The organism is Spirosoma horti (assembly GCF_054776595.1).
The window spans coordinates 66001-85796 of the sequence record NZ_BAAHBQ010000012.1 but is presented as its reverse complement, the minus strand read 5'-3'; the positions used below and the strand labels follow the sequence as shown (position 1 = coordinate 85796).

The 19796-nt window shown below is 47.2% G+C and carries 19 protein-coding genes and 2 pseudogenes; 10 read left to right on the top strand and 11 right to left on the bottom strand.

The genetic code is table 11. The features are described 5' to 3' along the window. The first annotated feature begins 30 nt into the window (after positions 1 to 30). Both ACYVAM_RS29180 and ACYVAM_RS29175 read left to right on the top strand, forming a co-directional pair. Positions 31 to 1737 (top strand): UvrD-helicase domain-containing protein, encoded by a 1707-nt coding sequence (locus ACYVAM_RS29180; RefSeq protein WP_461073700.1) that lies wholly within the window; start codon positions 31 to 33, stop codon positions 1735 to 1737. A 46-nt stretch (positions 1738 to 1783) separates the two neighbouring features. Continuing rightward, positions 1784 to 2125 carry a pentapeptide repeat-containing protein gene (locus tag ACYVAM_RS29175; protein WP_461073699.1) on the top strand — a complete coding sequence of 114 codons (342 nt, stop codon included), beginning with the start codon at positions 1784 to 1786 and terminating at the stop codon, positions 2123 to 2125. Between the two features lie 84 nt (positions 2126 to 2209). Here ACYVAM_RS29175 and ACYVAM_RS29170 read toward each other — a convergent pair whose 3' ends face one another. Continuing rightward, positions 2210 to 3145 (bottom strand): replication initiation protein, encoded by a 936-nt coding sequence (locus tag ACYVAM_RS29170; protein ID WP_461073698.1) that lies wholly within the window; start codon positions 3143 to 3145, stop codon positions 2210 to 2212. An 837-nt stretch (positions 3146 to 3982) separates the two neighbouring features. On the opposite strand from ACYVAM_RS29170, the pseudogene ACYVAM_RS29165 reads away from it, so the two are divergent. Continuing rightward, positions 3983 to 4108: pseudogene (locus ACYVAM_RS29165) on the top strand (DNA/RNA non-specific endonuclease); the annotation flags it as partial. A 448-nt stretch (positions 4109 to 4556) separates the two neighbouring features. Here the strand turns inward: ACYVAM_RS29165 and ACYVAM_RS29160 are convergent. From ACYVAM_RS29160 to ACYVAM_RS29140, 5 genes are all read right to left on the bottom strand, one after another. Next, entirely contained in the window at positions 4557 to 5612 is a 1056-nt protein-coding gene (locus ACYVAM_RS29160; protein WP_461073697.1) for a TlpA family protein disulfide reductase, read from the bottom strand. A gap of 134 nt (positions 5613 to 5746) precedes the next feature. Continuing rightward, a complete protein-coding gene (locus ACYVAM_RS29155; RefSeq protein ID WP_461073696.1) occupies positions 5747 to 6889 on the bottom strand; it encodes a redoxin domain-containing protein in 1143 nt (380 codons plus the stop codon). Between the two features lie 191 nt (positions 6890 to 7080). Next, the gene (locus ACYVAM_RS29150) at positions 7081 to 7647 is read right to left on the bottom strand and encodes a methyltransferase family protein (protein WP_461073695.1); all 567 of its coding nucleotides are present in this window, start codon (positions 7645 to 7647) and stop codon (positions 7081 to 7083) included. 209 nt (positions 7648 to 7856) lie between these two features. Then, positions 7857 to 9173 carry a sensor histidine kinase gene (locus tag ACYVAM_RS29145; protein ID WP_461073694.1) on the bottom strand — a complete coding sequence of 439 codons (1317 nt, stop codon included), beginning with the start codon at positions 9171 to 9173 and terminating at the stop codon, positions 7857 to 7859. A 436-nt stretch (positions 9174 to 9609) separates the two neighbouring features. Further along, positions 9610 to 10143 carry a hypothetical protein gene (locus ACYVAM_RS29140; protein WP_461073693.1) on the bottom strand — a complete coding sequence of 178 codons (534 nt, stop codon included), beginning with the start codon at positions 10141 to 10143 and terminating at the stop codon, positions 9610 to 9612. A gap of 375 nt (positions 10144 to 10518) precedes the next feature. Here ACYVAM_RS29140 and parS point away from each other — a divergent pair, with 375 nt between their 5' ends. The 6 genes and pseudogenes from parS (at position 10519) to ACYVAM_RS29110 (ending at position 14821) form a co-directional block, all read left to right on the top strand. Then, entirely contained in the window at positions 10519 to 10944 is a 426-nt protein-coding gene (gene parS / locus ACYVAM_RS29135) for a type II RES/Xre toxin-antitoxin system antitoxin (protein ID WP_461073692.1), read from the top strand. Beyond that, positions 10944 to 11435 (top strand): RES family NAD+ phosphorylase, encoded by a 492-nt coding sequence (locus ACYVAM_RS29130; protein WP_461073691.1) that lies wholly within the window; start codon positions 10944 to 10946, stop codon positions 11433 to 11435. Before parS ends, ACYVAM_RS29130 begins: the two co-directional genes overlap by 1 nt. A 193-nt stretch (positions 11436 to 11628) precedes the next feature. Further along, a pseudogene (locus ACYVAM_RS29125) lies at positions 11629 to 12051 on the top strand (PAS domain-containing protein); the annotation flags it as partial. Further along, complete coding sequence (locus tag ACYVAM_RS29120; protein ID WP_461073752.1) at positions 12028 to 13320, top strand: sensor histidine kinase; 1293 nt, start codon at positions 12028 to 12030, stop codon at positions 13318 to 13320. The pseudogene ACYVAM_RS29125 and the gene ACYVAM_RS29120, both read left to right, overlap by 24 nt. A gap of 296 nt (positions 13321 to 13616) precedes the next feature. Further along, positions 13617 to 14447, top strand: a complete 831-nt coding sequence (locus ACYVAM_RS29115; protein WP_461073690.1) for a helix-turn-helix domain-containing protein — start codon at positions 13617 to 13619, stop codon at positions 14445 to 14447. 167 nt (positions 14448 to 14614) lie between these two features. Further along, a complete protein-coding gene (locus ACYVAM_RS29110) occupies positions 14615 to 14821 on the top strand; it encodes a cupin domain-containing protein (RefSeq protein ID WP_461073689.1) in 207 nt (68 codons plus the stop codon). Positions 14822 to 14888: 67 nt separating this feature from the next. Here ACYVAM_RS29110 and istB read toward each other — a convergent pair whose 3' ends face one another. Continuing rightward, positions 14889 to 15632 (bottom strand): IS21-like element helper ATPase IstB, encoded by a 744-nt coding sequence (istB, locus tag ACYVAM_RS29105; protein WP_461073688.1) that lies wholly within the window; start codon positions 15630 to 15632, stop codon positions 14889 to 14891. Positions 15633 to 15680: 48 nt separating this feature from the next. Beyond that, positions 15681 to 17201, bottom strand: coding sequence for an IS21 family transposase (gene istA / locus ACYVAM_RS29100; RefSeq protein ID WP_461073687.1), 1521 nt, complete (start codon positions 17199 to 17201; stop codon positions 15681 to 15683). A 54-nt stretch (positions 17202 to 17255) separates the two neighbouring features. Here istA and ACYVAM_RS29095 point away from each other — a divergent pair, with 54 nt between their 5' ends. Then, on the top strand, positions 17256 to 17651 hold the full coding sequence (locus tag ACYVAM_RS29095; protein ID WP_461073686.1) for a cupin domain-containing protein: 396 nt from the start codon (positions 17256 to 17258) through the stop codon (positions 17649 to 17651). A gap of 216 nt (positions 17652 to 17867) precedes the next feature. Here the strand turns inward: ACYVAM_RS29095 and ACYVAM_RS29090 are convergent, their stop codons facing one another. The 3 genes from ACYVAM_RS29090 to ACYVAM_RS29080 all read right to left on the bottom strand — a co-directional run bounded on the left by ACYVAM_RS29090 (position 17868) and on the right by ACYVAM_RS29080 (position 19571). Further along, a complete protein-coding gene (locus ACYVAM_RS29090) occupies positions 17868 to 18461 on the bottom strand; it encodes a DUF6273 domain-containing protein (RefSeq protein WP_461073685.1) in 594 nt (197 codons plus the stop codon). A 137-nt stretch (positions 18462 to 18598) separates the two neighbouring features. Next, complete coding sequence (locus tag ACYVAM_RS29085) at positions 18599 to 19078, bottom strand: hypothetical protein (protein WP_461073684.1); 480 nt, start codon at positions 19076 to 19078, stop codon at positions 18599 to 18601. Positions 19079 to 19160: 82 nt separating this feature from the next. Beyond that, positions 19161 to 19571: an EthD family reductase gene (locus tag ACYVAM_RS29080; RefSeq protein WP_461073683.1), complete on the bottom strand. Its 411-nt coding sequence runs from the start codon at positions 19569 to 19571 to the stop codon at positions 19161 to 19163. Positions 19572 to 19796: the final 225 nt, after the last annotated feature.

Here is a 19796-nt window from a genome sequence, read left to right as displayed (position 1 = left end):
TGACCCGGATACTTTTAAAACGATAAGAACATGGATACTTGGAACTGGTCCCTACTCGACCGTTTTGCTGGCGTAAGCTTCGGGTCGGTTAACCGCCCCCCTACCCCTCGGTTAGCGCTGAAGTCTCAGGCAAATGGGTATGCCCTAACGCAGGAACAGAAAGCGATTGTCGACTGTCAAACCGATATGAAGATAAACGCCGTGGCTGGATCGGGAAAGACAACCACATTGATTGAGTATGCCAGGCGTCAAAAAACGGGTAGCCGCGGCCTTTATCTAGCCTTCAACCGAACCGTGCGCGAGCAGGCTCAACAAGCTTTCGCGCGAAAAGGCGTACGGGGCATTACCATCCACACGGCGCATTCCCTAGCCTATGGGCGAGTTATCAAACAAAACAGCGAATTGCTGGCCAGTGGCAGCTATTCGGCTTTTGATCTGGCCAATCGAATGCAAACCGAATCGCTCGTTGTCCGCTGCATGCCCCCAACACGTCGCAAAGCACCCTGGACAGCTGTAGCCGCTCACAGCTTACGGCTGCTAGCGTGGTACTGTAATGAACCCGTTGCCCGGATCGAGGACCTCAACTACAATCACCTCCTCCGCTACGATCCCCTGATATCCCGCCGGTTCGCTGATTATTTTGGGGCGGTTATCCAAGCCGGTGCCATCTGGCTCTGGAATCAAATGGACGAGCGAAGCCTGAAAGTAACCCATGATTATTACTTGAAGAAATTTCAGTTGTTAGCGCCCCAGCTGCGCTACGACTATATTCTTTTCGATGAAGGGCAGGATGCCTCTCCAACGATGCTGGATGTCTTCAGCCGGCAGCAGCACGCGCGCCGGGTCATTGTAGGGGATAGCCATCAACAAATTTACGGGTTCCGCCACGCTGTCAACAGCCTGAATCAGGTAGATTTTGACGCCTATGGTTTAACGCAGAGCTTCCGATTTCCTCCCGGTATTGCTTGCCAGGCCCGGCGCGCTTTATCCTTGAAAGAGCCTATTCATCCCTTTCTGGGTGAAACCTATACCCCTCAGGCCATTGAGGGCATGAGCGTCGACGATGCGACAATTTTAGCAGAACCCACCTGCCTACAGGCCTTGATCGGGCGAACCAATCTGCAGCTGGTCAGCGCAGCTATTGACCTCTTATGCATTCAGGAAGTGATCGGAAGCGTTTATTTCGAAGGTAACTTCGATACATATACCTTTATGGATAACGGAGCGGGATTGTTGGATATGGTCTTATTACAGCAAGACCGGCAGCGTGAAATAAAAAATCCACTCCTACGCTCCATGGGTTCCCTGGAAGAGCTGGGTGATTACATCGATCAAACGGGTGATGGCCAGATGAAAACGGCCCTGGAACTCGTGCTCACGTATGGCGATGACTTACCCCATTTCATCGAACAGATCCGGACGGCCCACCTGGCCCAGCATTTTCGGCCGCACGCGGATTTGATCTTTTCAACGGTGCACCGCAGCAAAGGCCTGGAATATGACCAGGTCACTTTATGCGACGATTTCATTGATCAGCGTAAATTAGCTGATTATATCGACCTATTGAATCAGCAGCAAAAGGCCGAAGCGGGCGGACAACCCAATCGTCAGCCGGTAAATCCGGGGAGTATCCTGGAAGAAATCAATATGCTCTACGTTGGACTAACGCGAACAAAGCAAGGGCTCTCCCTACCCGACAGTCAGTACTATCTCCAGCGAGAAAGGCTTAGCGTGTAAGTGAATTGGACGTTCAACTATAATCTGCAGTAAACCGTAAGAATCAATGCACACCTTTTACCTTCAAACCTGTGATGGCGACCTAATCGCTGAAGTACATATAGCCGAGAATTCCCTGACCATGGCTGTTCAGCAGGCCATTGATAACAACATCGATCTATCAGATGCTGACTTTCAGGGACAAAATTTGGATAGCCTGCTGGCTGCCGGCGCTCAGTTTAACCGGGCAAACTTTTCGCAAAGTTCACTAGTAGGTGCTGATTTTAGGGGAGCCCAGCTCAAAGATGCTTCATTTGCCTATGCCGATCTGACTAATGCTACGTTTACCAACTCATCCCTTAGTTTATTGACTGATTTTACCGGTGCTATCATGAAAAATAGCCTTTAGGCCATAGCCACGCACTTGGTCGACTAGTTTTGCATTGCAACCTGGCAAAAGGATGTCCAAAATTTTTGGCAACAAATCCCCTATTCATAATACGCCAAACACTTTTGCGGTATAGCCCCCTATATTTGAAATCTTCTTACTGGCATTCTGAACCTGGATCTCGTAGAGCTTTCTATTAATTAGCTCAGGCTCATAATTACTCAGTATGTACTCAATTTGATCAGTCCGCAGTTTAAAATGAGTCAATAATTTCTCATGTAGTTCCGACACTGTCGGACTTATCTCAATAGGAACTGTAGTTTTTACTTTGATGAGCCAACGTAACTGGGCAATTCGTTTACCCTCTCGTTGCGGAAAAAATTCAACAAATAGATCGGACTCCTGATTAATGTCCTTAACAGCCGGTACCAACACTCGTTTGTTGAAATCGCGCCAGTCTTCATACTGCTCGATTTCGGTCACCGGATCATAAAGTCGAAGCCGGGTTTTCAATTCCAAAATGCTGATTTTCATAATCCCCGCCTTTTTCCAGGACGAGAGCATTTCATAGATACGTTTAGAGTATTTACCCGGTAGATTCATGGCAGGCTCCTTACCAAACGTGGTGAACCGTCCTTTCTCCAGATTGAACAGAAAAGGACGCAAATCGGGATCTATCTTAAAGCTCATGGTTCCTTTTCCATAGTCATAAAGTACCGATGAAAAGGGTGCAACCTGGAGTAGCTTACCCCCTACTGGGATATTCATAATCTTCTGCATCATACCCTCTGTAGCCAGCTGTAAACTTTTATATGGGTTAACGGTATCGGTAATTGTCATAATTTCCTTAACTCGTACAACATACCGTTGGTCATCTGGATCATTCTTTTTAATTTGCGACTGAACCATATACAGAATGTTCTTTTGCAACGCGCTCATATCGTAATACGCGTTAGTGAGCGCATTAGCCTGAAACAGAATCTCTGTTTTAGCGTCGAGCTTAAGTAACGAAAGTTGATTACTAGGCATCTGTTTCTTCATAGCGGTCCTGCTTAGGTTATCCACAAATATATACAAATGTGGTCACGTCCACAAAGAACTAGTATTTTGTCCACGCATAAAAATACTTTACGAATAATATGTCCACTTTACAGGTCAAATGTGAATAACTTCTGTCCACAGTTCACGAGTTTTCTGTCCACAAATAACGAGTTTTGTGTCCACATGAAGTCACAAAAACACCCTTCAACTGATTGATAATAAAGGAGTTATAAACACCTGTAAATATCAAAGAATAAAATATATATTGATTCACAAGTTATTTGAAGGTACGGTTTTAGAAAGCTGTAAAGCTAAAATTGGTCCAAAAGTTAGATAAAACAAAGAAGGAAATGGAAAAAAACAAGGTCACACAATATGACGGTACAGCCGCCACTAGTTTTTTGTCCACATCAACAGTCTAAGTATCTGACTTATAGAAACTTATGAGATTATATATAAACAATCAGTCAAATTTTCAACTCAATCGTAAATCCTATAAGTGGCTTATCGACAGGCTTATTGGCTTACCCTGCTGATAAGCCAAAATACTTGATTGATAATTACGTGGACACACACTAGTTTTTTGTCCACATCAATCAAGGTAACTAATTGATTTGTAGCAGTTGTAGCTGGAATACACTTAGACTTTAGGATTAGGGCGTTATCAGAATAGTTGCCAATTTGTTACATCAATCTCTTAAATCTCTTCAAGCAGTCATAGCCCTTTTATTATTGCCTCCTGATCGATTGAAAGGTAGATATTTGAGTAAACATTCTCAATATTCCATTCCGTTATAACAACCTAACCTCAGAAAAACTGTAAGTAATAAACTTGGTCGGGGACATATGTGCCCTGGCAGCGATAGAAATAACACCAACTTTGGAAACCAAACTACCTTCATGTTATCGAATGTAGTACCGCAAGCACCCTTACTAAACAATCAAAGTTGGTGGCTTTTATGAGGGATTGAATCCGTACTATCAGTAGGAAACAAGTGTTACATCATAAGTGGAAGCTATAAGAAAATCAGATCAGTCGGTAAATAAGATATAACCGCACTAATTGATGATCGCCTAAGCGTTCCTGGGGCCTTACGGAAGGTGATCTAAATACTTCCTGCACATCCGGACAATGTAAGTAAGATCAGCGCTCAGACGCGAGTTATTACAGTTTAAATACTCATCCGTCACTTTGCGGTCTACGATGTATCACTAACTCATGCTTTGGTTGAAAATGATACGTTGATTTGCGAGATGGCAGTTTGAGACTAAGCCTAGACAGTATTGACGTAACTGGCTGAAGTTTGGAAATGGTCACTAAAAATGGGCGTTTAATGGGACGCCTGTTTTAATAACTATCCGTAGATTTCTGTAATTCATGTAACAGGGTAGGGCTTGTTAATAGGTTACTCTAGTTAATCATTTTGGCTATCTGCTCAAGAGTTAAATCGCTTCCTAAAATAACTCCTTCAGGCGATATCAGGAAGATTTTGGGTAAGCCACCGATGTTGTAAACTTGAGCTGCTTGACTCTTAAAGCCTTTAAAGTCACATACATTCAACCACGTAATGCCATCCTTGGAAGAGGCTTCTAGCCATTTCTGTTTGTTGGTATCCAATGACACACTAAGTAGCTGAAGTTTACCGCTTAGCTTTGTCATTTTATCTGCTAGTTCTCTGTTCGTAACCCGGCATGGACCACACCAGGAGGCCCAAAAGTCCAGCAGAGTATACTTCCCTCGTAACTGTTTGAGACTTACCAGTTGGCCATTACTTTTTGGTAGCTTGAACACAGGCGCCATAGAGCCAAGACTTAGCTGCTGCTCAAGGTTTAAATAGATACCTATCTTATTCCCATAATACGAATCTATGACAGACTCCGCTAATTGGGTGTAAAGGTTTTTGATGAGTAAGGGCGGTAGCAGTCGATCTCCTACAATCAAATCGTAAAGGGCCGTGGCTGCAGCCAGGTTGGCGCGATGGCTTACAAGTTCTTTTGCAAAGTTATTTGTGTAAGAGCTATATACCTTAGCTCTTTCTTTATACAATGAATCTTCTGTGTTACGTTGACCAGTTTCATAGGAAAGTTGGCCAATGGTGTTGGCAAACTGTAAATGCTGTTTTCTAAACTGGAGGTACCAGTAGTTTATCGAATCGGTAGCCAAGGAAATCATTGGATCATAATTGGCGTCAAACTGGATACGGGCTGCTGGATAGAGAATGACTTTTTGAAGAGCTTTATCAACGTCTTTGAACCAAACAGAATAGAGAACAAAGGGTTGGTAGTGAGGCAGTGTAAACTGGTGGTTAGTAATACGTGCTGAATCTATTTTTATGTCTTCACCCGTTCCGTGAGAAAAGTAGGCTATGCCGTTCTCATTACCATTTACAGTTACGGTGAGCGAAGGTTGTGCCACAGCTACAAACGAGAGTAAGCAACTAAGTAAGCTCAAAATCAGGTAACGCATAAAGCAGACTCTTTAAGTAAATTGAATAGTATTGATTGTATTTTTTTCACTTGCTATAAATGTCATTCACGTTCTCAAAATATTCTCTTAACATATGTTTCATCATTTCCTAAATACACATTAAAGTAGAATAATTACATTCGTTGAGAAAGAAAAGTACTTAAATCCTGGGGACTTATATCTCTTCGAATGATGGCCCCTTTCTCATCCAGTAAAAAATTAGAGGGGAAATAATTAATCGAGAGCAGGCCAGCCGAGACTTTACCTGATAGATCTAGGTACTGAGGCCAAGTTAATCCGTTAGCCTGTATTGTTTTTTTCCAGGTCTCTCTCTCTGTCGATTTATCAATGGAAATACCAATGATACTGAACCCTTTGGCTTGATACGTTGCAAATATGGTTTTGAGTTGAGGAAACTGTTGCAGACAGGGCCCACAATGGCTAAACCAGAAATCAATTAGCGTGTATTTTGACTTATGATCAGGCGAGAGGGTAATCGATTTGTTACTTATATCAAGCAAGTTTAGAGAAGGAAAAATCTGCCCTATAGCAGTAACTTTTGACGAGTTTAGCCGTTGGGCGAGCATTTTTCCGGTTGGTGTATTTTTCAACGAGACAGAAAGAGCTTGATAGAGTGTATCTAAAACGGGTCGATAACCCTCTCCTAAATCCTTAACTAATTGCCATAAACTTACATAGGAAATAGGGTGCTGAGTAATATAGGTTAGGTAGCCTAGTTGCTGTTGATGGATTAAACGAGCTCGCTTTTGACCAAAAGCCGTTTGCAAACTGTCTAGTGTACGCGGATTAGTAGTAGCCGATTTTTGATCAAAATACTGCTCGAAAGCCTGATCTCGCTGTTTACTGATTGGCGAAACATAGTCGGTTATGAACTGATTATATTCAACCATCGTCTTTGTGGCTAATTGGGGCGTTTCTCGAAGCGAATCAGCATTACAGGTAATAGTTTGACTACCTGGTTCAATTAGGAAGTAGTTTGATATATAATCGGGCTTAATTTGAATTCTATAACTACCGGGATAGGCCATTTTCCCCGCTAACAGAAAGCGCCCGTTTACAATCTTAGTCTCATAGTTGTTATTTAGATTTGGATCGAACCCCTCACCGCTTGGCAATAACGTAACTGTTCCGGTATCGCGATTAACAGTTCCCTCTAATCGATAAGTCAAGTTTCTCACTTGTCCAAATGCGATAAGGTGTACAAAAAAATAAACGATCACGAATAACATGTAGGAAGCTACTTTCATTTTTTTCATGGATTTTACTCAATAGACCCCAACTTTCATCGTAAGGTTGTGAAGTAGATTTTCGTATGTGACTAATAGAGTTGGACAGATATTAAAAATCAGTGTCTCACAATTCGCTCCCGCATGAGACGTAAGAAGTTTCACTTGTTAATGATCTAGATAAACCCCAATTTAAGGTCAACCGGGCCTGAAAAGTGGCTTCAATAAATAAAGGGAATCAAGCCCTTAGTCGTTTTCTTGTAGGCCAAATACTCGGATCCGAAATGATCAATCAATACCGCTTCTTCCACTCGAATTCGGTTGATAAATACCACTCCTACGGCCGTCACCAGTAACAAAAGCGAAAGCCAATTATTAAACGTAATGCCCATGCCCATAAAGGAAAGTAAGGACGCCGCATAGGAGGGGTGGCGTAAGTACCGATATAAGCCGTCTTTCTTGACGCTATGATTGGGTCGAATCGTTACATCAACGGTGAAGAACTGACCTAATGAGTAGATCGCCAGCAGCCGCAGTACCACGCCCAAGGCTATGATCCCCACACCCATGTATTGCCCCCAGGGGCCGTTATAAATTGGTAAACGCACGTAGCTAGCTAAGGAGATGGCCAGGAAAATGGCGATTGGAATGGTCATCCAGATGAGGGTAATCGAATGCCGATCGACGGCCTGTTTATCGGTTGACGTAGACCTTAGAGCCCGATTTAAAACGACCTCAGCAAGGATAAAAACTGCGTAAGCAATCAGCGTGGAGACATGTAGGACCATATTATACTAGAAAGCAAGTTGACAACTACCAATGTAGTGTTTTATCCTCTTTCTTCGGTAAGCCACAATACAACTTTCGTGCAAATACTGACGCATGTTCCGTCTTAGTAAACATGCATATTGTAGCATCTTGAGCTAACGTTGGTCTGCTCTTTAATTCAGGCGTTTGAATTGACGGCTTTTTTAATTTCTGCCCATGGCTTCTAATGTTAACACGGAAGTGTTAGCGTGACAGTAGTCCCTTTGTTCAGCTCACTGCTCAAACTAACCTGACCATTCATCAGATTTACATAGTGGCTCACAATATGTAAGCCTAACCCTGTACCCGCTATGGTAGTGGCATTGGCCGCTCGAAAGAAGCGATCGAAGATATGTTTCTGTTCCTCTTGGGCTATTCCGATGCCTTGATCAATGACGGAAAGGATTAATAAACCATCGGCGTAGACACCCTCAATTCGAATAGTTGAATCGCTACCTGAATATTTTATACCATTTGTCAATAAGTTCAGCAGTATTTTGCGTAGTAAGGTGGCATCCAGGAAAACAAGATGAGAACACTCAATTTGACTTTCGATCCGTTGATTGGGTTTGACAAGGACTTCAATATCTGAGATCAGTTGATTGACCGCATCGGCTAGATTAAACTGCTCGGGTCTCACTCGGGTTTGCCCTTCATCCAGTTTTCCCATCAGTAAAAAATCTTCCAGCGTCGTCATTAAATGCTCAATGGCAATGCCTATTCGGTCAAAATGTTTTCGGATGGGAAGATCCTTGAGGTGCTCGGTATATTTTTCTACTAAATCGACCGACGTCTTGATGACAGTAAGGGGTGTACGAAACTCGTGAGAGGCCATCGCCACAAATTGCGATTTCAATTTACCGAGAGCCTGCTCATTCAGCAGGGCTTGAGCGAGCTCAAGTTTGGTCTTCTCCAAAGCAGCCAGGGAATCATGCAACCCCTGGGTACGCTGTTGGATCTTCTTTTCTAATTCAACGTTTATCTGCTCCAATTGATCGTGTTGAAGGCGTAATTGCTGCTGAGCCAGAATGGCTTGGGTTGTTTCGGTTACCACGGTAAACACCCCCCCAACTTTACCGAATTCAACGTAAATCGGGCTATAAGAAAATGTAAAATAGCCTTCCTCCGGGAAGCCATGTCGATTGATGGTAAAGCGTTCATTTTCGGACCAGGTTGGCTCGCCACTGTTCATCACCTGAGTAAGCCTGGGCCCAATACTCTCCCAAACCTCGCCCCAGACCTGATCGCCCCGACTACCAAAAGCGGCTGGATGTTTATTTCCCAACAGGGGCACATAAGCATCATTGTAGATCATCTTGAACTCAGGTCCCCACCAAAACAGAATGGGGAACCGGGAGTGAAGACAAATACTGAGCGTTGTTTGTAAACTTTGGGGCCATTTCTCTATAGGTCCTAGTGCCGTCTGCTGCCAGTTTTTTTGGATAATCAACTCAACTATTTCACTGTGTCGGTCAAGGAACTGAGAAGCTATAGTAGAGAGGTCCATTTTCTGAGTAGTAAGTGTGAATCAACCTCAAAGAAATACGTTAGCAAATAGTGTACTAATTGATTATCACTAAGTTAATAAGTGGAGATTATAAACATACAAAATAACATATTAAAATTCTGTAAATGTATTTGTTATGCGCTAGTTAGCGAACTCGGCAGAGGAGAGTGTAGAATATAATTATAGGTAAGTATTGTTACACGTATAAATCTTAAAGGACTTCATATCATCGCTCCTTTGGCGTAGGTGACTGATAGCTTTAGACAGATGTTAAAATATATGTCTCCTAATTCGCTACCTTTTTAAACAAGTAACAGCCTTTTTGGCATCTTTAACAAGTTGGCCCTAAAGGGCATATTGACGTCCAGTGTATTTCAGGACACAATGAGTTGGCCGAACTTTATCGGAAACAATCAGGGAATGTACTGCCAATGATTTACTGCTTACTAAACCGGATTCGGGCCCCTAAGCAAGGACTATTGCCTGGAGGAATAAAGTTGTAATCCATGCTGGTATTGGGATAGATGTACAAGGTATTATAACCGCAATCAGTTGGCGTCGGTTGAGTCAGATACACATAATAAATCACCGTACCATCCGTGTGAATTTTGCTGACCACTACTGCCCTGGCATAGGTGAGATCTTTCCCTGGTGAATATTTACCATTGGCGGTGGCTTGGATACTCACTTGAACCGTATCGCCAGCGAAGGGTTTAAGGGCCAATGATACAGTTTGACCATTGATCGGATAAGCAACTGGTGAGGACAAGTCATTAAACGAGCTAGCTTGATAAGTTCCATAGATGGGCTGAAGGGAAGCATGGTCGCTGGCCGGATAGGGCTGGGATGTTGGCTGCGGGTTAACGGGTGTGACCGTTGTTGCTACTGGGTCTTTATGCTGACACGCCAGTAGGCCAAACAAAACACTGAAGCCCCAGATTAGTCGATGAATCGGATTAAGGTAAGTCATAACCTAATGGAACGTTGATGATTACAAAGAAACAAATAAATAACATATTGTATTGTTTTTATATATACTTTTAATATTCTATCAATTAATTGTAGGCTACTAACTGAAGTTGATAGTTATTAAAAACTCACTGTCTCATTATATCCTCCTATGAGCGACGACTATTTACACTACCTCAAGTAAACGACAGATTTTTCGCTCAGGTTTATCCGTTATTCTCCGTTGAACTATCTCGCTTTTCAAATAAAAGCTATCTTTTTTAGGCTCGTTGCCTACCTGGCTTTTTGATATTTGCGGTTTAGGAATGAACTGCAAGTGTCAAAAGATAGTTATATTGCTATCAAATGATACTGTCCCACTCTTTGATGGCATAATATGGCAACGCAAGCGACTGCTTACATAAGCGAACAGAGCCCCTCTGCTCAGCCACTGACGGCTCTTCAACTCATTGACCGCTCCAGACAAGGGCTGTTGGGCACCGAGGCCGGACGCATCGCCGGCCTACTGGGAGTTACTGATAAGGAAATGGCTCGGCTGCTTAATCAATCGACAGCAACCTTCCACCGACACGCTAAGGCTGGACGACTCGATGCCGCCACTTCCGAAAAACTGCTGCTGCTGGGGCGATTGGCTGGATACGGTACAACCGTTTTCCAGGACCAAGGCAAGTTCAACCGCTGGCTGCGTCGACCCTTACGGCTGTTAGGGGATCGCTCTCCCTTAGATCTGCTGGATAGTCCCACCGGTGTCCAACTGATCGAAGATATACTGGGGCGGATTGAATATGGTGTTTTCAGCTAATGGCCATCACTCTCTATCGCATCCAAACCGACACGTATCGTGAGAGCATCCTGGAGGGTATAGGAGCTAAGCTACGGGGTGGGCGCTGGAATGCTAAAGGACGGCCTATGGTCTACACGGCCACTACCCCTGAGCTTTGTTTTTTGGAATACATGGTGCATCTGGATGGCACGCCTTTAGCAGATCTGCCTCCCCTGATTCTATGTGAAATTGCCGTACCCGATCACTCCATCAGTTTTGTTAGCGTGGAAGAGCTGCCTCTGGGCTGGGATGATCCGTATGCCACGCCTACAGGCTTGCCGCTTTTTGCGGAACAGCAGTTTGAGCGCCACAAGTGCTTATGTTTGGCTTTACCTTCCGCAGTGGTTCCCTTGTCACCTTCCCGAAATGTGTTGTTAGATCCCTTGCATGCTCAGCGTAGCGAGTGCCGCGTCCTCTCCATTCAGCCCTACCCGATTGATCCACGTTTACCAACGGCGGACTTAGACTAACTAACAGGGCATTTTAGGTGATACCTTTTCATCAGCTCGTGGTAACCGTCCCATTAAATGGGCGTTTTTTGATATGGTAAGCCAACCGACTTACCCCTCAACAACCAAGATGAACTTATTCGGGTAAATAGACAATTAAGCCTACCTTTAGCCTCGCTTAAGGGTGGCTAACGGATGCCCTTCTCCGATAACTATGAGAAAACAGCATCGAGCTCAACCGACTGATTCAGCCCTGAGTCATCCGCTTGTCAAGAACTCTCAGGCCAGGGGCTCCTCAGACCAAACAGATCCCCCCTTCCAGACGATTGACACCGGGTTTGCCCTTTGCCAAGCCATCCGGGATCAAACCGGAAAGCTGATTGATTGCCGATTCCTGGAGTTAAACCCCGCCTTTGAAACACTCACCGGAATCAATCCACAACAGGCCGTTGGTAAAACGGCTCAGGAGGTATTTCCCGCTCTGGAGCCCGGTTGGATCGACATCTACCAGCAGGCTATAGCCAGTAGGCAGACCATTCGCCTTGAGCGGTTCATCCCGGGGCTGGACCGTTGGTTCGAGCTGACGGCCTTTTCTTTTGGCACTGACCAGTTGGTGGTTCATTACGAGGACATCACCGCCCGCCGACAGGCTCTGGAACCCCAGCAACAAAGCAGAGTCGGCTTACAACTGGCTCTGGATGTGGCCCAACTGGGTACCTGGAGCTGGAACCTGCTCACCAATGAGGGCTACCTCGATGCCCGGGGAGCGGAGCTCATCGGACTTGCCCCCGGGTATCTGGCCAACGTAGCCCAGACCCAGATAAATAGTATTCATCCTGACGATTTAGCTCCCACGGAAGCCAGCATCATGGCAAGTATTGCCAAAGGGGTGCCCTTCGGCCTCAGCTATCGGGTCATCCATCCTGACCAAAGTGTCCACCATATTCGCTCCCGTTTCCATGTGGTCGTTGACCCGACGGGACGCCCCGTGGAGCTGATGGGCACAAACCTGGACATAACGGCGGAATACGAGCGGACAACCGCGCTACGCCAAAGCCAGGAGCAGCTTCGGCAGTTGGCGGCGAGTTTGGAAAGTCAGGTGCTAGAGCGCACGGGAGAGTTGGCAGCGGCAAACCACGAACTGATGAGCAAGAACCAGGCCTTAGCCGAAGCCAATGGCCTGCTGGTTCGCTCGAATGCCAACCTGCAAACCTTTGCCTACATTGCCAGCCACGATTTGCAGGAGCCCCTGCGCAAGATTCAGCAGTTCGGGGATCTCTTGAAAACGCGGTATACGGATTCGACCGACGAGACACTCGTGTATCTGGAGCGGATGCAGACGGCGGCCTCCCGGATGTCCACGCTGATTCGGGACTTGTTGGAGTACTCCCGTATTTCCACCCAGCGGGACCAGAGTGCGCCCGTTTCGCTGCAGGCCATTGTGGCCAGTGTGCTCGATACGTTGGACTGGACGATTCAGCAAACGGGGGCTCAGCTTCAGGTGGGTCCGCTGCCTACGCTGACGGGGGATGCCTCCCAGCTGGGCCAGCTGTTCCAGAACCTGCTGAGTAACGCCCTCAAATTTCGCCGGGCTGATGTGCCCCCCCAGATTCAGGTATGGGCGCAAGCCGTTGCCTTTGTCGACTTACCGGCTGGGGTGAAGCCCGGTCGGGTGGCGGTCGAGTACCACCGGATCGATGTGCAAGATAATGGGGTAGGTTTCGAAGAAAAGTATCTGGATCGCATCTTCCAGATCTTTCAGCGCTTGCACGGAAAGAATGAGTACGGGGGTACGGGGATTGGCCTGGCCATTTGTGAGAAAGTGGTGACCAATCATGGGGGGGCCATTACAGCCAACAGTCAACCCGGTCAGGGGGCTACCTTTACCCTCTACTTACCGGTGTAGGACACGAGTTCGAGGGTGTTCTGTTAGTAATCTGTTGATAAGTCCCTTTTTTAGCGGCACTCACTTACTTATAAGCCCATGCTCAGATAACGCTCCAACATGAGACATATGAGATTTTCGTATGCGACGGATAGTGTTGGACAGACATAAAAAAATAACTGTCTCCCAAAATGCTCCCACTTGAGCTAAACAGGCTATTTTTCCCTAAATATGAAAGTATTCCTGGGCTGGTTGGTATCAACTAAGTAGTTAAGCCTGTTCTTTACTAACTAACATTCAAAAAGACGGAGCATGCTATGATTTACCAAAGCACTCAGCCCCACCCCGCTTTACTTCCCTTTGTCAAAGAATACACGCTGATCCACTTCAACTTTGAAGCTCTGGCCGGTCAGCGACCAGCCCGACTGCTGGAAGCGAGGGCCGAACAAAGCCTTATTTTTTATCCCGCTGGCCGCTTTACCAAAATAAGTCCTGACCAGCATAAACGACTCCTCATCCCGCCCAGCGTGATTCAGGGGCAACTGGTCAGTAGCTGGTTTCACCACTACCCGGAAAATTTTAAGCTCCTCAAAATTGTGTTTCAGCCCGGAGGCCTGTTTCATTTGCTGGGTCAAATACCCACCACCTACTTCACCGACGCGGTGATCGATGCGGAAGATGTTCTGGGCCGGGAAAACTACCAGATCCTTCAGCAGTTGATAGATACTGAGCAATACGACCGCATGATCCGCACCACCGAGGCCTATCTGCTCACTAAGTTTGGTAAACTCCGTTTACGGATGGAGCCCATTGACCGGGCCAATGGCTTACTTAAGAATTCCTTTTTGCCCCTATCGTTGGACTATCTGGCCAGTCAGTCGTGTCTAAGCGTTCGGCAGTTCGAACGAAAATTTAAGCAGCGTAATGGGGTGAGTCCCAAATTATTCCTGCGGATCGCCCGCTTCAACCGGGCCTTTGCCCTCAAGCAGCGATACCCTACCAGGGATTGGCTAGCGATTGCCCTGGGTTGTGGCTATGGGGATTATCAGCATATGGTCAAAGACTTCAAACAGTTTGCCGGCCTGACGCCCCCGGACCTCTTAGATGCCCAAACCCGGGCACCCGAAAAATTACTGGGTCTTCGCTAACGATGTCGTTTTTTGACCAATACAATCCTTACCGGCCAGGCTAGCTTTGTGGACATCACAACTAGACTATCAACGCTATGTACAAACCGACACGCCGTTCCTTTATGCTGGGCCTATCAGCCGTCGCCGCTCATCCTTTGCTTCCTGCTACACAAGCTACTACACCTATGGTTACCCCTACCCCATTTGTTATCCGGCAGACCGAAGCCCGTTTTGACCAGCTTTATCATGTGCTGGGTATGGAGCTCTCGTTGAAAATATCAGGCCAGGATACCGACCAGCAATTGACCATGTTTTATGGCAAATACCATAAAAACGACGGCCCTCCCTTACATGTTCATCATGGGCAGGATTATGTATTCCGGCCAAAGTGACCCAGGCGTTTCGGAGCAAACTGACCCACCCCGCCTGTGGGTAGGAACCACTCAAAGTTAGTACACTTTATTTCTCAGCCGCAAGACTTTGCTTGCGTCGCATCGATTCACCCTTCAACTCCATCCGGTGAGCCTTGTGAGTCAGCCGGTCCAGGATGGCATCGGCCAGGGTAGGATCGTCGATGTATTCGTGCCATTTACTCACCGGCAGTTGCGAGGTGATGATCGTAGCGGCCTTGCCATGCCGGTCCTCCATGATCTGTAACAGGGCCAATCGGCCATTCTGATCAAGGGGTTGTAGGCCCCAGTCATCCAGAATGAGCAGGTGTTGCCGCTCCAGACGACTCATCTCCCGCTGGTAGGAGCCGTCGGCTTTGGCCAGTTGCAGTCGCTGCATCAGCCGGATCAGATTGTAATAACCCACCCGATAGCCCAGTTGACAGGCCTGATAGCCCAGGGCCGAAGCCACGTAACTTTTGCCGCAGCCAGTGGATCCCGTCAGGAAGATATTCTCGGCTCGATCGATAAAGCGGCAGTCGGCCAAACGAAGCACCAGCGTTTTATCCAGGTTGCGGCCAGGGCCGTAGTGCAACTCTTCCAGCGAGGCCTGATAGCGAAAGCGGGCCGCCCGGATGGCCATCTGGGTGCGTCGGTGTTGACGGTACTCGTGTTCAGCTTCCGCAAGCTGGGCCAGTAGTTCGTCGGCGGGCGGTTGCTGGTGAAGGGGCAGGCGAAGCAGGGTCTCGAAGGCCTGATACATGCCCACCAGTTTAAGGTCCCGCAGTCGGTCAAGTGTCGCTTGATTATTCATGTTCTTTGTTCCCTTTTATAGTTGGTACGTGTGTTGATTGGCTCCGCTTTACTGATAGGCTGATGCGCCCCGGATGTTCTCATGAGTGGGTACTGAGCTGACAGGACTGGCATCGGAGAGGGTATCCAGCCCGCGTTCGATGATGGATCGGATGACTTTGTAACTCACGCTCTGGTAGCACAACGCCCGTTCGCAGGCTCGCTCCAGACGCTCTCTACCCACTTTCTTTTCCAGACTTAATACACCCTGGCATGACTTGTAAGCCTGTTCGGGATGCGCCCGGCTCGTTAGGATGGCTTCGACGGCCTGCCGGGTTTGGGGACCAATACGGTCGGCCCGACGGACAAACGTCTCCGGGTTCCAGTCACTGACCCACTGATGGGCCGGGGGCAAATGCTCTTTGAGCGTCGAGTAATGGTAGTGTCCCTGTAATCGCTGGTGAGTCGCAATACGCTGGTGCTGGCAGTAGACTTCGACGCTTGACGCCGTGTAGATCAACCGTACCCACTGGCCGATGTAGCGATAGGGTACGCTGTAATAATGCTTGTCTTCCGACAGCAGTACGTGGCCGTTTTTCTGAACCCGGCTCCCCGCGTAGTGTTTGATGAGATAAGCCGTGTTGGGCAACCCCATCAAGTGCATTCGCTCCCGCTCCTCGAACTGCGACTGCCGACTATGGCCCCGGTTCTGAAAGCGCATCTGGTTGTGGGCGTCGAGTAAGGGGCGGATAGCCGCATTGAGATCGTCAAGTCGATGAAAGACCTCATTGCGCAGGGGGGCGTAGATGCGTCGATAGAGGATGTTGACTGCCCCTTCGACCAGGGCTTTGTCGCGGGGCTTACCGCTCCGGGCAGGCAGGATCGTCGTTTGATAATGGAGCGCAAAGTCAGCCAGCGTCTCATTGATCTGGGGTTCATAGCGATCTGAGCGAATCACAGCTGCTTTGAGGTTATCGGGCACGATGGCCGCTGGTACGCCCCCGAAGTAATGCAGGGCGTTTTGCAGGGCGGTGATGAAGTCCTCCTTGCGCTGAGTAGCCACTACCTGGGCGTAAGTGAGCTGACTGCAACCCAGCACGGCCACGAAGAACTCGACCGGCCTAACCTCCCCTGTTGTCTGGTCGACCAGCGAGAGCCGCTTGCCCGCAAAGTCGACGAAGAGTTTGTCGCCCGCTTTGTGCTCAATGTGCATGCTGGTCTGCTGCCGCTGGCTCCAAAGCTGATAATAGTGGCAGAACTGCGTATACTGATAGCCGTCGGGATGTTCGGCTTTGTAATCCAGCCAAAGACTATACCGGGTAACGCCGGGTCGGGTCAGTTCGCGGTCAATCTGAGCGAATCGTTGTTGAAGAATAGGTAGGGGGGCGTCGGGTGAGGGCGCAGGCGGACGACTTTGTACCAGCTCATCCAACTGTTGGTCGGAGAGTTGGGGGAGGGAAAGCGTTGCCGGCTCGGGGAGCATGCGCAGGTAGCCCCGGACGGTATTGCGAGCCAGGCCTAGCGAACGGGCAATATCCCGGATAGACTTTTGTTGCTGCTGGAGAAGCAGAATCTGACGGAGTAGGTGCATAGGAAGACGCTGGTTGGCCATAGGTTCGGAGGGTCAATTTGTTCCGAAACTACGGTGATTAGGCGGCTCCTGCTCAGCGGGCGGGGTGGGTCAGTTTGGCCCGAAATGGGTGGGTCAGCTACATCCGAAACAGGTGGGTCAGTTTACTCCGAAATACACAGGCAGGATGAGCAATTCTACCTCATCGAAGGCGAATTTTTGTTGCAGGTAGGTGACCAGCAATATACCCTCAAGGGGGGGGATACTATATTTTTGCCCCGGGAAGTGCCCCATGCGTTTTTAGTGCTGAGTGAAACGGGGACCATGTTTTTCCAAACCAATCCGAGCGGCAAAACCGAAGCTCTTTTTAAGCGTCTGTCCCAGCTTCCCCCAACGGCCACCTTGGAGATTATTAAGCAGGTCCACCAGGAGCATGGGGTAAGCATTGTGGGTCCTCGCTTAAAGGGTTAGAGCGCTTGGGTCTATGTCTCTACGGATTGACTTAAACGTTTATGCTGAATGGACTTTGTTTAGTATGTAGTAATGGGTCAAGGCTTATCAGATTTTCATCCTCGTCACGACTCTAATAAGGCATGGATTAGGATTGACACCAGTGTCACAAAACCCTCTTTTACTAATCAGCTCAGCCTAAATCGAATTGAAAAGAGAAAAGAGTACCAGTACCTATCATGGCCAGATTTGATCGTCCACCCGCAACCACAAAGCGGGACGAACTCCGCCCCCGTCTCTGGGACTGCCAAAGACACCATTGCCACGGACATAAACATGGCCATGTTTGTTGATACTCGCACCCGTGCGCCCGTAATAGCCAGGCGACCGAAGCCGCCAACTGTGGAAATCAGTACCGTATCGAGCTTGGCGAGTAGCGTTGTTTTCGTCGTCAATCAACCAGGTTTGCCTCCCTTTATTCCTTAGGTTTGCCCGGCTGTTGCCAAAATACTGGCAGACTTCTTCCAAGCTCAGCAAGAATAAGTGATCCGTGGTATCTGACCCCCCTTTTGTGTTGAACCACGGGTTGTCAACATTCTTGTTTGTCACCTCAATAATTCTTGCCTTCTCGTCTTGGCTGAATGTAGAATAGATTTCCTGATTAAGGTAGTGCCTTAACGCACAATCGGCCCAAGTTATGTCGACAAACTGGTGGTGATACCATCGCAGATCCACTATATCTTGGGTAATGATCAGCGCCCTGTGCCCCTCTTCAACGGCAAGTACCTGCCACGTATACATGCCAAAGGTAATTAGGTCGTGTTTTACCATTCTTAAAGTGCCGGTTCGTCCATCACTCTATTCTAAGCAGCATTAAAACGCTATTTTACTTGTTCTCAAATAAGGCTCCTACCCGAGACGATGAGCGTTTGAGTTTTGCTTCGTAAATGAAAAATTGCAGGTCTCGGTTAATGCACTAATCGATTTAACTGAGCTAATTCTTTCTGGTTACTCTCTTTGGTCAACCTACAGATACTCGTATAGAACATACTAGGTGGATTGACTGCTGTCGCTTCTTTCATCGTATTCATTGGCTCCCATCTAGTAGCGTAAACGATGTATTCCTTGCCCATTTTGAACCCATAGCCGCAGGTGGCACCATCCTGACCCGTAATAATGGAAATTGTATCAGGGGTGTTAAGCGGAGATTTGTATTTCTTCTCGATGACAAGCTTATATAGTTTTTGAGGCCAAGCAGATTCAGAATCCCTGTAATCGGTAACACTAATAACCTTTCCCTTAACGGCAAGGCTTACGGAGTTCAACTCATCTTTAAGGGTCCAGTTATTGTTTCTCACGCAGGTACAAGCGTCGGCCGGTAGGCCAGCAGTTGTTAGTAGGGCAGCTACTGTTAAGATAAGGCGGCTAACTTTTATAAATCTGAGCATATTATATAAGTGGCTATGGATTAGCTAAAGGATGATACTTCAGGCTACTACTTTTCGATGATCAGTCTCTTTAAAGGCTAGTTTATTTTACTGCCTCACTAACTAAAATAATCGGACTCACGTTGGTGTAGTTGGCAAAATCGGCCCGGATGGCGTCTCGATGTGGGCCGATAGCCGCTTGATACGCATTTAGGCTCTTTACATAAAAGGTGCCAATCGCCATAAACGGCAGGGGTTGGTTCGGCATGCCGTTGGCCAGCCCTTTGTCAATGGTATATTTCACCAAATTGGTCCCTAAAAAGCTGGCGACCATCGGCATGTGCTTGGTTTCATAGTAGGCCATGTCAAAGGTTTTGCCTTCGGCATAGGGATACATGATAACCACTTTAATTAAGCCTTTTTCACCAGCAACAGCTGTGTTAGTCTTATCTTGAGTAAAGCCAGCCAAACTAACGCTTAAAAGAACAAATGTTAGAATCAATTTGCTTTTCATACTTCTTCTTGATGGTTAAGGAGGTCAACCGGAAATTAGGATTAAAAAGTTTTTGAACCAAGTTGGTCAATGATATAAAATAGACTCTCTCTCTTTCTACTACTGCTTACTTGGTCGGAAACAAATAATAGGATGAGCCAGAATAATGGATTATCGATGATTTGTCTCCCAAAATGCTCCCGAGTAAGACAAAGAGAGATTTGCGAATCCGTAATTAGGGCGTTT

Bases quoted from the DNA above. Each gene is read 5' to 3' on its own strand.
- ACYVAM_RS29145 (WP_461073694.1), bottom strand. From the start codon at position 9,173: ATGGACCTCTCTACTATAGCTTCTCAGTTCCTTGACCGACACAGTGAA.
- istA (WP_461073687.1), bottom strand. From the start codon at position 17,201: ATGCACCTACTCCGTCAGATTCTGCTTCTCCAGCAGCAACAAAAGTCT.
- istB (WP_461073688.1), bottom strand. From the start codon at position 15,632: ATGAATAATCAAGCGACACTTGACCGACTGCGGGACCTTAAACTGGTG.
- ACYVAM_RS29090 (WP_461073685.1), bottom strand. From the start codon at position 18,461: ATGGTAAAACACGACCTAATTACCTTTGGCATGTATACGTGGCAGGTA.
- ACYVAM_RS29080 (WP_461073683.1), bottom strand. From the start codon at position 19,571: ATGAAAAGCAAATTGATTCTAACATTTGTTCTTTTAAGCGTTAGTTTG.
- ACYVAM_RS29085 (WP_461073684.1), bottom strand. From the start codon at position 19,078: ATGCTCAGATTTATAAAAGTTAGCCGCCTTATCTTAACAGTAGCTGCC.
- ACYVAM_RS29180 (WP_461073700.1), top strand. From the start codon at position 31: ATGGATACTTGGAACTGGTCCCTACTCGACCGTTTTGCTGGCGTAAGC.
- ACYVAM_RS29170 (WP_461073698.1), bottom strand. From the start codon at position 3,145: ATGAAGAAACAGATGCCTAGTAATCAACTTTCGTTACTTAAGCTCGAC.
- parS (WP_461073692.1), top strand. From the start codon at position 10,519: ATGGCAACGCAAGCGACTGCTTACATAAGCGAACAGAGCCCCTCTGCT.
- ACYVAM_RS29115 (WP_461073690.1), top strand. From the start codon at position 13,617: ATGATTTACCAAAGCACTCAGCCCCACCCCGCTTTACTTCCCTTTGTC.
- ACYVAM_RS29160 (WP_461073697.1), bottom strand. From the start codon at position 5,612: ATGCGTTACCTGATTTTGAGCTTACTTAGTTGCTTACTCTCGTTTGTA.
- ACYVAM_RS29110 (WP_461073689.1), top strand. From the start codon at position 14,615: ATGGTTACCCCTACCCCATTTGTTATCCGGCAGACCGAAGCCCGTTTT.
- ACYVAM_RS29155 (WP_461073696.1), bottom strand. From the start codon at position 6,889: ATGAAAAAAATGAAAGTAGCTTCCTACATGTTATTCGTGATCGTTTAT.
- ACYVAM_RS29150 (WP_461073695.1), bottom strand. From the start codon at position 7,647: ATGGTCCTACATGTCTCCACGCTGATTGCTTACGCAGTTTTTATCCTT.
- ACYVAM_RS29175 (WP_461073699.1), top strand. From the start codon at position 1,784: ATGCACACCTTTTACCTTCAAACCTGTGATGGCGACCTAATCGCTGAA.
- ACYVAM_RS29130 (WP_461073691.1), top strand. From the start codon at position 10,944: ATGGCCATCACTCTCTATCGCATCCAAACCGACACGTATCGTGAGAGC.
- ACYVAM_RS29140 (WP_461073693.1), bottom strand. From the start codon at position 10,143: ATGACTTACCTTAATCCGATTCATCGACTAATCTGGGGCTTCAGTGTT.